Source organism: Phaeobacter piscinae, from assembly GCF_002407245.1.
GTDB lineage: Bacteria > Pseudomonadota > Alphaproteobacteria > Rhodobacterales > Rhodobacteraceae > Phaeobacter > Phaeobacter piscinae.
In genome coordinates this window covers 1495183-1509009 of record NZ_CP010681.1, presented here as the reverse complement: position 1 = coordinate 1509009, position 13827 = coordinate 1495183, and the positions used below count along the sequence as shown (strand labels likewise).

Annotated in this window: 13 protein-coding genes; 7 read left to right on the top strand and 6 right to left on the bottom strand. The window is 61.1% G+C overall.

Annotated features, from left to right (window positions below; translation table 11 throughout):
* Positions 1-25 precede the first annotated feature (25 nt).
* The gene (locus phaeop14_RS07050) at positions 26-376 is read left to right on the top strand and encodes a DUF6614 family protein (protein WP_040169054.1); all 351 of its coding nucleotides are present in this window, start codon (positions 26-28) and stop codon (positions 374-376) included.
* Positions 377-470: 94 nt separating this feature from the next.
* Here the strand turns inward: phaeop14_RS07050 and phaeop14_RS07045 are convergent, their stop codons facing one another.
* The 3 genes from phaeop14_RS07045 to phaeop14_RS07035 form a co-directional block, all read right to left on the bottom strand.
* Complete coding sequence (locus phaeop14_RS07045; RefSeq protein WP_096789134.1) at positions 471-1940, bottom strand: carboxypeptidase M32; 1470 nt, start codon at positions 1938-1940, stop codon at positions 471-473.
* Between the two features lie 2 nt (positions 1941-1942).
* The gene (gene ctaA, locus phaeop14_RS07040) at positions 1943-3091 is read right to left on the bottom strand and encodes a heme A synthase (RefSeq protein ID WP_096789133.1); all 1149 of its coding nucleotides are present in this window, start codon (positions 3089-3091) and stop codon (positions 1943-1945) included.
* Between the two features lie 91 nt (positions 3092-3182).
* Positions 3183-3929 carry an RNA methyltransferase gene (locus phaeop14_RS07035; protein WP_096789132.1) on the bottom strand — a complete coding sequence of 249 codons (747 nt, stop codon included), beginning with the start codon at positions 3927-3929 and terminating at the stop codon, positions 3183-3185.
* Between the two features lie 207 nt (positions 3930-4136).
* On the opposite strand from phaeop14_RS07035, the gene phaeop14_RS07030 reads away from it, so the two are divergent.
* Complete coding sequence (locus phaeop14_RS07030) at positions 4137-4772, top strand: thiamine phosphate synthase (protein WP_040169046.1); 636 nt, start codon at positions 4137-4139, stop codon at positions 4770-4772.
* A 70-nt stretch (positions 4773-4842) separates the two neighbouring features.
* On the opposite strand, the gene phaeop14_RS07025 is transcribed toward phaeop14_RS07030, so the two are convergent.
* Positions 4843-6051 (bottom strand): HupE/UreJ family protein, encoded by a 1209-nt coding sequence (locus tag phaeop14_RS07025; RefSeq protein WP_096789131.1) that lies wholly within the window; start codon positions 6049-6051, stop codon positions 4843-4845.
* Here phaeop14_RS07025 and phaeop14_RS07020 point away from each other — a divergent pair.
* From phaeop14_RS07020 to phaeop14_RS07005, 4 genes are all read left to right on the top strand, one after another.
* Positions 6050-6895: a DUF4198 domain-containing protein gene (locus phaeop14_RS07020; protein WP_096789130.1), complete on the top strand. Its 846-nt coding sequence runs from the start codon at positions 6050-6052 to the stop codon at positions 6893-6895. The genes phaeop14_RS07025 and phaeop14_RS07020 overlap by 2 nt on opposite strands.
* A gap of 48 nt (positions 6896-6943) precedes the next feature.
* Complete coding sequence (locus tag phaeop14_RS07015; RefSeq protein ID WP_244905817.1) at positions 6944-7903, top strand: PfkB family carbohydrate kinase; 960 nt, start codon at positions 6944-6946, stop codon at positions 7901-7903.
* Positions 7900-8814 (top strand): pseudouridine-5'-phosphate glycosidase, encoded by a 915-nt coding sequence (locus phaeop14_RS07010; RefSeq protein ID WP_096789129.1) that lies wholly within the window; start codon positions 7900-7902, stop codon positions 8812-8814. Before phaeop14_RS07015 ends, phaeop14_RS07010 begins: the two co-directional genes overlap by 4 nt.
* 83 nt (positions 8815-8897) lie before the next feature.
* Positions 8898-9590 carry a DUF502 domain-containing protein gene (locus phaeop14_RS07005; RefSeq protein WP_024097322.1) on the top strand — a complete coding sequence of 231 codons (693 nt, stop codon included), beginning with the start codon at positions 8898-8900 and terminating at the stop codon, positions 9588-9590.
* Positions 9591-9637: 47 nt separating this feature from the next.
* On the opposite strand, the gene phaeop14_RS07000 is transcribed toward phaeop14_RS07005, so the two are convergent.
* Positions 9638-10666, bottom strand: a complete 1029-nt coding sequence (locus tag phaeop14_RS07000) for a patatin-like phospholipase family protein (protein ID WP_096789128.1) — start codon at positions 10664-10666, stop codon at positions 9638-9640.
* A 134-nt stretch (positions 10667-10800) separates the two neighbouring features.
* Positions 10801-11574 carry a 3-hydroxybutyrate dehydrogenase gene (locus phaeop14_RS06995; protein ID WP_096789127.1) on the bottom strand — a complete coding sequence of 258 codons (774 nt, stop codon included), beginning with the start codon at positions 11572-11574 and terminating at the stop codon, positions 10801-10803.
* Between the two features lie 394 nt (positions 11575-11968).
* On the opposite strand from phaeop14_RS06995, the gene phaeop14_RS06990 reads away from it, so the two are divergent.
* The gene (locus phaeop14_RS06990; RefSeq protein ID WP_096789126.1) at positions 11969-13795 is read left to right on the top strand and encodes an extracellular solute-binding protein; all 1827 of its coding nucleotides are present in this window, start codon (positions 11969-11971) and stop codon (positions 13793-13795) included.
* Positions 13796-13827 lie beyond the last annotated feature (32 nt).

Genomic DNA, 13827 nt, shown 5'->3' with positions numbered 1-13827 from the left:
ACGCCATCGCCAAGGGAGGCCTGACATGAACCTCTATCACTGCTCGATCGATTTGCATCACGAGGCGAAGGCGATTGCCTTTGCAAATGCCGTGGACCAATGGATGTCCTATCTGCGTGAACGGGATGTCATTCAGGGCTGGCGCCTGCTGCGCCGCAAACTGAACCTGGCCAGCGACAATCACCGGGATTTTCTGCTGGAAATCGAATTCGCGAATATGACCCAGCTGGATCAGGCGTTTCGGGTGCTGGGTGAAATGGACGAGAATGTCGAGCGGCTCTATGCCAATGTGAATGCGCTGATTGCCTCTGCTGACTTCGGCCTGTACCGACCCTTCCCTGATCCTGAACGCGCCGAGCGTATGGCGCTGATCTGAACGGACCTGCGCCAGCGAGACGCGCGCGGCACCGGAACGGAAAAAACCCCGCCAGTGACTGACGGGGGCTTCGTTGATTGTGTGGCGTGTCGCTTTACAGCCCGTAAAGCGCGCCGAACTTCTCTTCCAGATAGCTGAGCAGCGGCTCCGGGCTGGGCGCCATGCCTGCGGCATGGGTGATGGTCTCAACCGGGCTGCGCAGCCCGCCATGGGTTTGCAGATTATCGCGCAGCCAGCTGGTTGCGGCGACCGTATCCCCCGCCGCCAGTTGCTTATCCAGATCCGGCACCGCCTGACGCAGCGTTTGATAGAGACAACCCGCATAGACATTGCCCAGCGAATAGGTCGGGAAATAGCCAAACAGCCCCACCGACCAATGCACGTCCTGAAGGCAACCATTGGAGGGTTTATCAACGTCATAGCCGAAATCAGCGGCGAAACGGTCATTCCAGGCCGCCTCCAGATCCTGCACCTGCAAATCACCGGACATCAGCGCGCGCTCCAGATCAAAGCGCATCATCACATGCAGGTTATACTGCAACTCATCGGCCTCAGTCCGGATGTAGCCGTTGTGAACCGCGTTCACGGCCGCATAGAACGCATCGGCATCTGCAATGCCAAAGTCACCGAACTGCGGCACCATTTGATCAAACAACCAGCCGGTAAAGGCACGGCTGCGGCCCAGTTGGTTCTCATAGATCCGGCTTTGGCTTTCATGCACACCCATAGATACGCCGCGCCCCAGTGGGGTCAGCAGATAGGCCTGATCAATGTTCTGCTCATAGGCAGCGTGGCCGACCTCGTGAATGGTGGAATAGAAACAGTTGAAGGGATCATCGTCGCTGGTCCGCGTGGTCACGCGCACATCCAGACCGCTTCCGGAACAGAAAGGATGCACTGCCTTGTCGACCCGACCATGGCGCATCTGGTAGCCAAAAGTCTCCGCCAGCGTTGTGGTCAACGCCATCTGCTTGTCGGCATCGAAATGCCCGCTGACGCCCTTCGGCGCGGGTTTGTCCAAAACGCGCGCGCGCAGATCAACCAGACGCGGGCGCATGGCATCAAACAGAGCTGCAATCTCGGCAGCGGTGGTGCCATGTTCATAGTCAGCGATCATCGCGTCATAGACATCGCCCCCGGCAGCCAAGGCCTGCCCCTCTTCGCGTTTCAGTGCGACCACTTCCTCCAGCACCGGCAGGAAGGCTGCGACGTCCTCAGCCGCCCGAGCGGCGGCCCATTTTCCCTGTGCCTCGGAGGTGACGCGGGCGATGCGTTTCGCCAGATCGCCGGGCACCTTGACGGCACGCTCATGACTGCGACGGATCTCGCGCAGCTGCGCCGCACCCACCTCATCCGGGGCCTCAGCCCGTGCCAGCCAGTCAGCGACCTGCGGATCGGAGCGCCGGGCATGCAGAACCGCCTCAATCGCGGCCATTTCTTCGCCCCGCTGGGGGGCGGCACCGCGGGGCATCATGGTCTCCTGATCCCAGCCCAATCGGCCCGCAATCTGGCCAAGCGCCTGGGTGTCCCGCTCATAGGCCATCAAGTCGTCAAATGCGCTCATTCTCAGTGATCCTTAATCGAAGTTGCAATGGGATAACCCGACAGATACCGCGCCCTGAGGATCAGGACCCAGAGGCAGACAGCCATCAGCTGATGCAGGATCGCGATCTGCCAGGGCGCCGCATAGAGCACGGTGACAATACCGAGGACCATTTGCAACAACAGCGCGGCAAAGACCGCGTTAAAGGCAAAGCGCGTGCGCAGGTGGGCGCTGTTACGCCCGCGCAACCACACCACCACGCCAAAGGCCAACAGGAGATAACCGCTGATCCGGTGAATGAACTGCACAAGGCCCGGGTTTTCAAAGAAATTGGTCCAGAGCGGCTGCAGCATAAACGGCTCAGGCGGCAGGATCTGCCCACCCATCAAGGGCCAGTCGGTGTAGGACCGCCCCGCGTCGATGCCCGCAACAAGCGCACCGAGGATGATCTGCAAAAAGCTGAAGTGCAGCAGGCCGGTAGAGAGACCAAACAGCTTGGTCTCCTTGGCCCGGCGCGCCTGCATCAGATCGCGCTCTTCGCGCCCCAGTAGGAACATATACCAAGCGATGAAGCCCAGAATGACAAAGGCCAACCCCAGATGCGTCGCCAAGCGGTAAGACGCGACCGAGGTCATGCCCTCGCCCTGCGTTACACCGGAGGCCACCATCCACCATCCGATCGCGCCCTGAACAGCGCCCAGAAGGCCGGGCAGTGCCAGCCGTCCGGCCCAACCAACCGGGATCTGCCGTGTAACCGCAAAGCCAAGGAACCCCAGCGCCCAGACCAGGCCAATCACCCGGCCCAACTGGCGATGGCCCCATTCCCACCAATAGATTTCTTTGAAATCCGCCAGCTGCATCCATTGGTTCTCAATGCGCCACTGATCGATTTCTTTGTATTTGTCGAATTCCGCCTGCCAGTCTGCCTCGCTCAGCGGTGGCATGGCACCGGTCACAGGCCGCCATTCGGTGATCGACAGCCCACTGTCGGTCAGCCGGGTCAACCCGCCGACAACAATCATCGTCACCACCAGCGCAAACAGCACTGCCAGCCACGCCCGAATTGCGCCTCTTGCGCCGCGGCGGGTGCGATCAATACCGCCGGGTGTCGCCTGTCGGCGTTCTTGCGGCTCGTTGCCAGAGACCTCTTCGAAAATGCTGCGCTTGCTCATGCTTGCCTCTTCCAATTTCCCGTCAAGCTAGGCCGCATGTTCGGCCCCGTCCAGTGGGCGACTGTGGTGCAAATTCGCCCGAAGTCGCGTCTCAGTCGCGTTTTTCTTTCCAGCGGACCATCTGTCGCATGACACCATGCAGCATCTGAACGTCTGCACGGGTCAGCGGCATCCGGCTGAACATGTTGCGGAACACTGTTTTCATGCTGGGCGCCTTATCCGGCGGAAAGAAGAACCCTGCCTCATCCAAACGGTCCTCATAATGGTTAACCAGCGCATCAACATCCGCGTGGCTGGCCCAGTCGGATTTGCCAAGATCGGTCACGACGGGCGCGACCTCAGCCATCTGACGCCGCCATTCATAGGCCGTCAGCAATACGCATTGGCCAAGGTTTAGCGACGCAAACTCGGGATTCACGGGGACCGAGATAATGGCGTTCGCGCGGGCAATGTCCTCATTCTCAAGGCCTGCTCGTTCAGGGCCGAACATCACCGCCACTTTTTCCCCTGTCGCAATTTTCTCTGCGGCCAGTTTCATCGCGGCTTCCGGGCTGTAAACAGGTTTCGTCAGCTCGCGCGGGCGCGCGGTGGTGGCAAAGACGAAATCGCAATCCTCTAGGGCGCCTGCCAGTTCCTCTGCCAGCCGCGCCTCATCCAGCAACCGCCCCGCGCCTGAGGCCATGGCGACGGCCTTGGGGTTGGGCCAGCCATCGCGCGGCGCCACGATGCGCATCCGGTCCAGCCCAAAGTTCCACATCGCGCGGGCGGCGGCGCCGATGTTCTCGCCCATCTGCGGGCGCACGAGGACAAAAGCGGGTTGAGGGGTGTCGCTGGGCATCCGGTTCTCCAAAAAAGCTGCACTGCTGTAGTCGGCACAGGCGTGATGGGCAAGGCCGCGCGGGGCGACTTCTGCGGGAAACCCGCTATATTCCTGATATATCAGCGCTGCATCACACGGAAATATCCCGCTCGGGATGTCGCCAAATCCTTGCGTCCAGTGGCAGATGCGCTAAACACCGACAACCACTGAACAGGAGCCCTCCCCATGGACAGCCCCGCTGACGCCCCCGAAACGCCGCAGATCTATCTGACGACGCCCCCCAGTTTTGAGCTTGGTCGCTTTCCCGACCAACTGGCGCGGGTGTTGGATTCGGTGGACATTGCCTGCGTCCGTCTTGAGCTGGCCAGCCGCGATGAGGACACGCTGAGCCGGGCGGGTGATGCCCTGCGCGCTGTGGCCCATGCCCGCGATGTGGCCATCGTGATTGCCGACCATCAGATCCTGGCAGAGCGTCTGGGCCTTGACGGGGTGCATCTGTCGGACGCCGCCCGTCCCATTCGCGCGGCACGCAAGGCGCTTGGCGCCGATGCGATTGTTGGCAGTTTCTGCGCGGCGTCGCGCCACGATGGTCTGACCGCCGCCGAAGCCGGTGCCGATTATGTCAGTTTCGGCCCGGTTGGGACCTCCGGTCTGGGCGATGGCAATCAGGCCCAGAAAGAGCTCTTTGAGTGGTGGTCCCAGATGATCGAAGTGCCGGTGGTGGCAGAGGGCGGCCTCACACCTGAGCTGGTCCGCGATCTGACGCCTTATACGGATTTCTTCGGCATCGGAGATGAGATCTGGCGCGAAGAGGACCCGCTCATGAGCCTGCGCAGCCTGCTGGCGGCGATGGAGGGCTAAAAGGCCCACACCGGTTGAATGTCGCCAAAGACACGTCCGAGACAGCACATCTGACCGGCGTCCCGTCCGGTCAGAGGAACAGCCGCTCCACGCACCAGTAGCCACCGATCAGCGCAATGGTGAAACTGGCCGGGATGGCGACCCGGCCCCGATATTTCGGATGCCGCCAGAACCAGAACCCGAGGAGCGCATAAGCCGCCCCCACAACGGTCAGCTGCCCCAGTTCGACGCCAACATTGAAGCCCAGCAACGCAGGCAGGAACTGCGCATCCGGCAGGCCAAACTCGCCCAACACCGAGGCGAACCCCAGCCCGTGCAGCAACCCGAAGCCAAAGATCACCAGCGTTCGCCAGCTGTGCAGTTTCCGGGCAAAGATGTTCTCCACCGCGACGAATACAATTGATCCGGCAATCAGAGGTTCCACAATGGCAGGATTGATCTGCACCAACCCCAGAGCGCCAAGCGCCAGGGTGATGGTATGTGCCACCGTGAAGGCGCTGATCTGCCAGATCAGAGGCCGCAGCCGGGTGCTGAAGAAGAATAAGCCCAGCACAAACAGGATATGATCCAGCCCCTTTGGCAGAATATGGGTGTAGCCGACGGGGATATAATCGACAAACGCCTCACTCGGCGTCTGCGCCAGTCCGCCAGACAGGGGAATGGTCGGGGTGGTTTCCCCGCCCTGCAGATAGCCGGTGTAGGGACCTTCGACACCATTTTGGCGCAGAACCACACCGCCCGACCCCTTTGGCCAGCCCAGTTTCAGCCCGCGCGCGCCGTCCGGGATTTCGCCCGAAAGCCGCAGCAAGGTACTGCGCGGCAGGCCAATGTCCCCCGGTTCCGGGATCTCAATCGCGGTTACCTCCATCGCGATAGCGCCGCGTGCCTCTACCTGAAGGCTCTGCAACCAATCTTCGGCAAAGAGCTGCACCATCGGCGCCAGCTCATCCGGGCCGAGCGCGCGCAGGTCGTCATAGTCCTGCGCCTGATCAGCCGTGTCAGTATCGGACATGCCATCCAGATCAATACCCGCCACAAATGCCTCGGCGTTGATCCGCAGATCCATGGCCAGCTGATCACCGGAAATCTCAAAATCCGCAATCGTCGGCGTGACTTCATGGGCGAAACCGCTAGAGTGTGAGACGCTCCAGAAGAGCAGGACCAGCAGCAGACGCCTCAGGTGATGCCGCCAGCGGATCAGCCCTCCGCGCGGCATCTGCGCCGCGCTCTGCCAATGTCTGTAACCCACCGTCCCAGCCAGAGGTCTCATCTGCGCCATGCGTTTTGCCCGCCCTGTTGCTTTTATCCTGCTCGCGCTTGCCGCAAACACCGTCGGTCGCGCTGCCCTTGCCCACGAGTTTTGGATTGCGCCAGAAAAATATCAAGTAAAATTAGGCGCCTCGGTTCAGGCAGATCTGCGCAACGGGCAAGTGTTCAGCGGTGCGCGGCTGCCATATTTCGACCGAAACATCGCCCGCTTCGAGATCTGGGATCAGGCGGAGGCCCGCCCCTATAGCGGACGCATGGGCGACCTGCCTGCGCTTCAGCTGGAGCCGCCTGCAGAGGGGCTGCTGGTGGTGGCTCACGAGACCACACCGGACGATCTGACCTATGACAGCTGGGAGGATTTCGCAAAATTCGCGGCCCATAAGGACTTCCCGGATATCGAGCAGCGCCACAGCGCCCGCAACCTGCCCCGCACAGGGTTTGCCGAGCGGTACACCCGCCACGCAAAATCACTGATCGCTGTTGGCAGTGGTGCGGGATCGGACCGCGCGGTTGGCCTGCTCACTGAATTTGTCGCGTTGGCCAACCCCTACAGCGATGATCTGAGCACCGGCCTACCGGTCGACCTGCGGTTTCAGGACCGCCCACGCAGCCACGCTCAGGTTGAGGTCTTCGAACGAGCGCCGGATGACACTGTGTCGATCACATTGATCCGCACTGATGCAGATGGCCGCGCCGTGGTGTCTGTGAAATCAGGCCACGTCTATCTCCTGGATGCCGTGGTGCTGCGCCCATTGGATCCTGAGGCCACATCCGGGCATGATAGCGCGACCACAGGCAAGCCCGCGCCGGTCTGGCAGACGCACTGGGCTGCCCTGACTTTCGCCATTCCCTAGGTCTGTTGTCGCTTGCGGGGGGCGAAAAAACGCGGCAATACGGGATTTATGACACAGCCTCCGCATGTTCCCGCCTCGCATCAATCTGACGCCACGCCCCCAACCGGCGGCACTGCCTCAGCGCAGCCTGATATCCTCTGTATCGGATCAGTGCTCTGGGACATCATTGGACGGTGCACCGCGGAAATGCAGCGCGGGTCGGATATGCCGGGGCGGATCACCCGCCTGCCCGGCGGTGTTGCGATGAACATTGCGATGACACTGGCCCGTTTTGGCCTGCGCCCGGCCCTCCTGAGCGCGATCGGTCGCGATCCTGAAGGGGATGAATTGGTCCATGCCTGCGCCCATCTTGGCCTGATCACGGACCACCTCTACCGCTCTGAGGATCTGCCCACCGACCGCTATATGGCGGTCGAGGGTGCCAATGGTCTGATTGCCGCCATCGCAGACGCCCATTCGCTGGAAGCCGCAGGTGCGAAGATCCTGCGCCCGCTGATTGATGGCGCCCTTGGCAGCGAGGATGCACCATATAGTGGCCCGGTGGCGCTGGACGGCAATCTGACCTTGTCGCTGCTGGATGATATCACCGCCAACCCGGCCTTTGCGAAAGCAGACCTGCGCGTCGCCCCTGCCTCACCCGGCAAGGCCGAGCGTCTGCGCCCGTTCCTGCTGCGCAGCTGTGGCACGCTTTATGTGAACCTTGAGGAAGCAGGCCTGCTCTGTCAGGACGAATTCACCGACAGCCCCACCGCCGCTCGCGCCATGCTGGATCGCGGCGCCGCGCGGGTACTGGTCACCGATGGCGGCAGCACCGCCACCGAAGCGGACCACAATGGGCTGATCACCCAGGCCCCGCCGCGCGTGACCGTCGCGCGCGTGACGGGCGCTGGCGATACCTTCATGGCTGCACATATCGCAGCCGAGGCCCGCGGCGAAGACCGCGAAACCTCCCTTGCATCGGCGCTGAAGGCCGCTGCAACCTATGTTTCAGGAGAACCCCCCCTTTGATCAACATGACATTTTCCGCCGAAGTCGCAGCAGCCCGCGCCTCCGGCCAGGCCATCGTTGCGCTTGAAAGCACCATCATCACCCACGGGATGCCCTATCCCCAGAACGTAGAGGTGGCCGCACAGGTCGAGGATGATATCCGCGCCGCGGGTGCCGTTCCGGCCACCATGGCCGTGATTGACGGCGTGCTGCACATCGGGCTTGAGGCGGACCAACTGCAGGCGCTTGGCCAGGCCAAGAATGTCGCGAAGATTTCGCGTGCGGATATGCCCGCCTGTATCGCCACCGGCGGCACTGGCGCCACCACCGTTGCGGCGACCATGATCGCGGCCCGGCTGGCCGGGATCAGTGTTTTTGCCACTGGCGGCATCGGCGGCGTCCATAAGGGCGCAGAAACCAGCTTCGACATTTCTGCCGACCTTATGGAACTGGCGCAAACCCCGGTTACCGTGGTGGCCGCAGGCGCCAAGGCGATCCTAGATATTCCCAAAACGCTTGAGGTGCTGGAAACCCAAGGTGTGCCGGTCATCGCCTATGGGCAGGACAGCATTCCGGCGTTCTGGTCGGCGACCTCTGACTTGGCTGCCCCCCTGCGCATGGACAGCGCCGCAGAGATCGCCCGCGCCCATGCCACCCGTCAGGCTATGGAGCTGCCCGGCGGACAGCTGATCGCCAACCCGACCCCGGCAGGCGACCAGATCGCTGCCGAAGATCTGGCACCGGTTCTGGCGCAGGCCCAGTCCGAGGCGGATGCGCAAGGCGTCGCCGGCAAGGCGGTAACCCCCTTCCTGCTGCAACGCATCTTTGAGCTGACCGAGGGCCGGTCACTGACCGCCAATATTGCGCTAGTGCGCAACAATGCCCGGCTGGCCGCTGAAATCGCCAAGGAATTGGTCAACTTGAAGCAATAAAGGCTCTTTCTGCGCAGCTGCCCATTGCGGTTGCGCAGATCCCTGCCTAGCTTCCTTACGTTCCTCACCGGTGAAACGCACAGATGACCACGCCATTTGACGACGAAAACACGCCCCGCCGCCCCGGCCTTTTTGCCCGGCTGCGGTCGTCCTTCTTTACCGGCATCGTGGTCATTGCACCGGTCGGGCTGACCATCTGGCTGTTATGGACGGTGATGGGCTGGATCGACGGTGTGGTGCTGCCGCTGGTGCCGCATACCGTGCGGCCCGAGCAATATATCGGAATCAACCTGCGCGGGGTTGGTCTGATCATCTTCCTGCTGTTCACCATTGTGGTGGGCTGGATCGCCAAGGGCATCATCGGCCGTTCACTTATCGGTTTTGCCGAAAGCCTGGTGGACCGCATGCCGGTGGTGCGCTCGATCTATTCGGGGATCAAACAGATCTCGGAAACGGTGTTTGCCCAGACCGAACGCAGCTTCGACACGGCCTGCCTTATCCAGTATCCGCGCCGTGGCATCTGGGCAATCGGATTTGTCTCCACCACCGCCAAAGGTGAGGTGGCAGCGCGGGCCGAGACGGGTGGCAACCTCCTGTCGATTTTTGTGCCGACCACACCAAACCCCACATCCGGGTTTCTGCTGTTCTTTCCTGAGGAAGATGTGATCCCGCTGGACATGACTGTGGAAGAGGCTGCCAAACTGGTGATCTCCGCCGGACTTGTCTATCCCAACGCCAAGGATCCGACGAAACCTGCCGAGCTCGTCTCAGACTGACTTCCGGCGCTCCCTATAGGGGGCACCATCAGGCCGAGGTTCTGCGCTCAGCCAAACATCTCCGCCAGATCCACCGTGGACCGGAGGCCGATGGCGTCGCTGTCCTGCTCCAGAAACTGCTCCGCAGCTGCACGTCCGGCGGCTTTCAGCTTCGCCAGAATCTGTGGGATCGGGATCAGCTTGGTATTGACGGACAGCTCCCGCATCAGATCATCATCGGCGATCATATGCACCAACACCCGTTTCATCTCTCCCGCCGCCAGCTGTCCCTCCGCCAGCAACCGCTGAACGAAGGAAATCGCCCGCAGCTCTCGCAACAGAGATGAGTTGAAGCTGATTTCATTCACCCGGTTCTGGATCTGCTGCGGCGTGCGCGGCAGCTCATCGCGTTCCAGCGGGTTGATGCTGACGATTACCACATCCGATGGCAATTCAGGCCGGTAAAGCGGAAACAGCGCCGGATTGCCGGTATAACCGCCATCCCAATAGCGCTCCAACCGTCCGGTCTTCGGGTCTTCAATCTCAATCGCCTGAAACAGGTTCGGCAGACAGGCTGAGGCCAGGATCGCGTCGGTCGTGACCTCCTCACCGGAAAACACCCGCACCTTGCCACTGCGTACCGATGTGGCGCAGATGAACAGCTGTGGCCCCTGATCTGCGCAAACCTCGGCAAAGTTGAACCCCTCCACCACGGGTCTGAGCGGATTGCGATAGAACGGCCCATAGCTATAGGGCGACAGGATCTGGCCCATGGCCTCACGCGGGGAAAACGGCGCGATCCAGTCCAATGCGCCCAGCAGCGGTGCTGCATCAAGCCCAGCCAGCCAATGGGCAAACCGCATGTCACCCACCGCCCCCATCCGGTGCCAGAGATGATCAAGACAGGCCCGCGCCCCTGCACGCCCTCCCTGAACCAGCCCGGATTTCAACGCCGCCCCGTTCAGGGCACCGGCAGAGGTCCCGGTGATCGCGGCGATCTCCAGATTCTCACACTCCAAGAGCCGGTCCAGAACACCCCAGGTAAACGCCCCATGCGCGCCGCCGCCCTGCAGGGCCAGATTGATCCGCTTTGTCACACTCTATCTCCTGACCGGCGGCGCAGATCGGGGCCTGCGCATTTCGCTTTTCACCTTTCCCAAAATACTCCGGGGGTGAATTGCCCCTGATGGGGCAAGAGGGGGCTGGCCCCCTCTCCACGTCTGCATCGCGACTACAGCGCGGTCCAGCCACCATCGACGCTCAGGGTGGTGCCTGTCATCTGCGCCGCCGCATCGGAACAGAGAAACACTGCCGTGCCGCCCAATTGTTCGACCGTTGCAAACTCGCGCGAGGGCTGGCGCTCCAGCATCACCTTTTTGATCACCTCTTCCCGGCCCATATTGTATTTTTCCATCGTGTCGGGGATCTGCGCCTCCACCAGCGGGGTCAGCACATAGCCCGGACAGATGGCGTTTGCGGTGATCGGTTCCTCTGCGGTTTCCAGCGCCAGCGTCTTGGTCAGACCGACCACGCCATGTTTGGCGGCGACATAAGCCGACTTGTAGGGTGACGCCGTCAAACCATGCGCCGAGGCGATATTAACCACCCGACCCCACCCTGCACTGCGCATCATCGGCAGGGCCGCGGCGGCGGTGTGAAAGGCCGACGACAGGTTGATGGCAAGGATGGCATTCCACTTGTCGACGGGAAATTCATCGACTGGCGCCACATGCTGAATACCCGCATTATTGATCAGTATATCGCAGCGGCCGGATTTGGTGATCAGGGCCCGACAGGCTTCCGCATCGGACATATCGGCCTGTATATAGCGTGCCTCAACACCGAATTCGGCGGCGATCTCGGCGGCCAGCGCATGGTCCTCGTCCCGGTCGGTGAACGAATTCAGAACCACATCTGCCCCGGCGCGCGCCATCTCCCGCGCAACCCCAAGACCGATCCCAGAATTCGATCCGGTAATCACCGCACATTTGCCGCTCAACGTCATCTTGCTCTTCCCTTCCCGTGCAAAACCTGATTGGTGCAACTGTGGCATGCTGCACCTGCAAAGGAAACGGCAATCACTGCGTGAAAGTTGCAAGAAACCGGTCAGAAAAATGCGCGTCCAGCAACCGGTGAGGCAGATCAGATGACATCCGGATCCGCCCTCTGCGGTGTAACAGGCTGATGCAATTGGAAACCGCTAAGCCAAAAAAAAACGCCCGCACGAAGCGGGCGTTAAGTTATTGAGGCAGGTTTCATACAGGCAAGAAACCTATCGAGCAGTGAGACCTTTATAAGCAATTTCCCCCGCTCATCCAAGCTAAAAGTTTGAATTGACCTGACAGCGCCGTTAGCGTTGGTGTTCATGAAAATAAGGCCAGAGCAGGATTGTTGCAAAAGTGCGTCCAGATTTTTTCTTTAGAGTTCGACCGGTCTTGGCCGGAATCATCCTCAGCGCAAGCGTTAATTTTGCACAAGCAGAATCAGCGCACGGCATAGCTATGTATGGGGACCCGGCATTACCACCGGATTTTGTGTCTTTACCCTATGCAAACGCTAATGCGCCCAAGGGCGGCAGGGTGGTCTTTGGCAACACCGGCGGCTTTGATACGTTGAACCCCTTCGCCGAGAAAGGCACCCCCCCTTGGCAGATGAGGTTCTGGGGATATGAGAGTCTGATGGGTCGATCCGCGGACGAGGCGTTCACGCTTTATGGGCTGCTCGCCGAATCGATTGAGGTGCCGGAGGATCGCGCATGGGTTGAATTCACACTGCGTCCGGAGGCCCGATTCTCCGATGGCTCACCAGTCACGGTCGCAGATGTCATCTGGTCTTATGAAACCCTCGGACAGGAGGGGCATATCCGCTATCGGCGGTTCTGGAACCAGATCGACAGCATCGAACAAACGGGCGCGCGCAGCCTGCGCATTACATTTAATGAGGACAATCGTGAACTGGCGCTCATCGCAGGTCTGCGTCCGATCCTGAAAAAGGGACAGTGGGAGGGCAAGGATTTTGCCGCCTCCGGTCTGGATGAGGCACCGATTGGCTCTGGTCCCTACACCGTCGCTGATTTCGAACCGGGCCGCTTCATCCGCTTTTCCCGCAACCCTGACTACTGGGGGCGCGATCTGCCGCTCAGACGCGGCACCAGTAACTTCGATGAGATCCGGCTGGATTTCTACGGCGACCAGACTGTTCTGCTGGAAGCCTTCAAAGCTGGCGAGATTTCTGCAATCCGCGAATTCAACGCCGCCAAATGGGACAAGGCCTATGATTTTCCTGCGGTGACATCCGGCGAGGTGATCAAGAGCGTCATCCCCAACGGCAAACCCTCCGGCATGACGGGTATCGCGATGAACACCCGCCGTGCCCCATTGAACGATTGGCGGGTGCGCGAGGCGCTGATCCAGGCGTTCAACTTCGAATATATGAACGAAACACTGACAGGTGGCAGCCAGCCGCGGATTTCCTCCTATTTCTCGAACTCCACCCTGGCCATGCAGCCCGGAGCTGCCGAAGGCAAGGTGCGCGAGCTCTTGAGCCCATTCAAAGACAGCCTGCTCCCCGGCGTGATGGAGGGCTATACGCTGCCGGTCAGCAACGGCAGCGAGCGCAATCGCAAGAACCTGCGCATCGCAACCAAACTGCTGGCGGAGGCCGGATGGACGGTCCAAGACGGCATCATGCGCAACGCAGATGGCGACGTGCTTGAATTCAAGGTGCTATTGACCCCCGGCAATCTGGGCGAGGGTGAGATGCGTTCGGTCGTGGAAATCTATGCCCGCGCGCTGGAACGCCTCGGCATCGCGCTCGAATCCGACATGGTGGACAGCGCCCAGTTTGTGCAGCGTCAGCAGGCGTTTGACTACGACATGACCTTCTTCCGCCGCTCGATGTCGCTCAGCCCTGGCAACGAGCAATATCTGTATTGGGGCAGCGCCGCTGCGCAGCAGCCGGGATCACGCAATCTGATCGGGATTGAGGATCCGGCGGTGGATGCAATGATCGACACCATGCTGACCTCCAAGAGCAAGGAGGATTTCACAGCCGCCGCCCGCGCGCTTGACCGTCTGCTGACAGCGGGACGCTATGTGATGCCGGTCTGGCAATACGCCGAAGCGCGCATTGCCCATCGCAAGGAGTTGAAATTCCCCGAGCAGCTACCAGTCAGCGGCGATGGCATCGCCTATATGCCCGAAGTCTGGTGGTATCAGGCCGACTGACGCCAGGACCCGCGCCGACATCCCGGCCCGCT

Excerpts from the sequence above, each read along its gene's own strand:
- ctaA (WP_096789133.1), bottom strand. The coding sequence starts at position 3,091 with ATGAGCAAGCGCAGCATTTTCGAAGAGGTCTCTGGCAACGAGCCGCAA.
- phaeop14_RS07020 (WP_096789130.1), top strand. The coding sequence starts at position 6,050 with ATGCGTTTTGCCCGCCCTGTTGCTTTTATCCTGCTCGCGCTTGCCGCA.
- phaeop14_RS07045 (WP_096789134.1), bottom strand. The coding sequence starts at position 1,940 with ATGAGCGCATTTGACGACTTGATGGCCTATGAGCGGGACACCCAGGCG.
- phaeop14_RS07050 (WP_040169054.1), top strand. The coding sequence starts at position 26 with ATGAACCTCTATCACTGCTCGATCGATTTGCATCACGAGGCGAAGGCG.
- phaeop14_RS07030 (WP_040169046.1), top strand. The coding sequence starts at position 4,137 with ATGGACAGCCCCGCTGACGCCCCCGAAACGCCGCAGATCTATCTGACG.
- phaeop14_RS06995 (WP_096789127.1), bottom strand. The coding sequence starts at position 11,574 with ATGACGTTGAGCGGCAAATGTGCGGTGATTACCGGATCGAATTCTGGG.
- phaeop14_RS07005 (WP_024097322.1), top strand. The coding sequence starts at position 8,898 with ATGACCACGCCATTTGACGACGAAAACACGCCCCGCCGCCCCGGCCTT.
- phaeop14_RS07025 (WP_096789131.1), bottom strand. The coding sequence starts at position 6,051 with ATGGCGCAGATGAGACCTCTGGCTGGGACGGTGGGTTACAGACATTGG.
- phaeop14_RS07015 (WP_244905817.1), top strand. The coding sequence starts at position 6,944 with ATGACACAGCCTCCGCATGTTCCCGCCTCGCATCAATCTGACGCCACG.
- phaeop14_RS07035 (WP_096789132.1), bottom strand. The coding sequence starts at position 3,929 with ATGCCCAGCGACACCCCTCAACCCGCTTTTGTCCTCGTGCGCCCGCAG.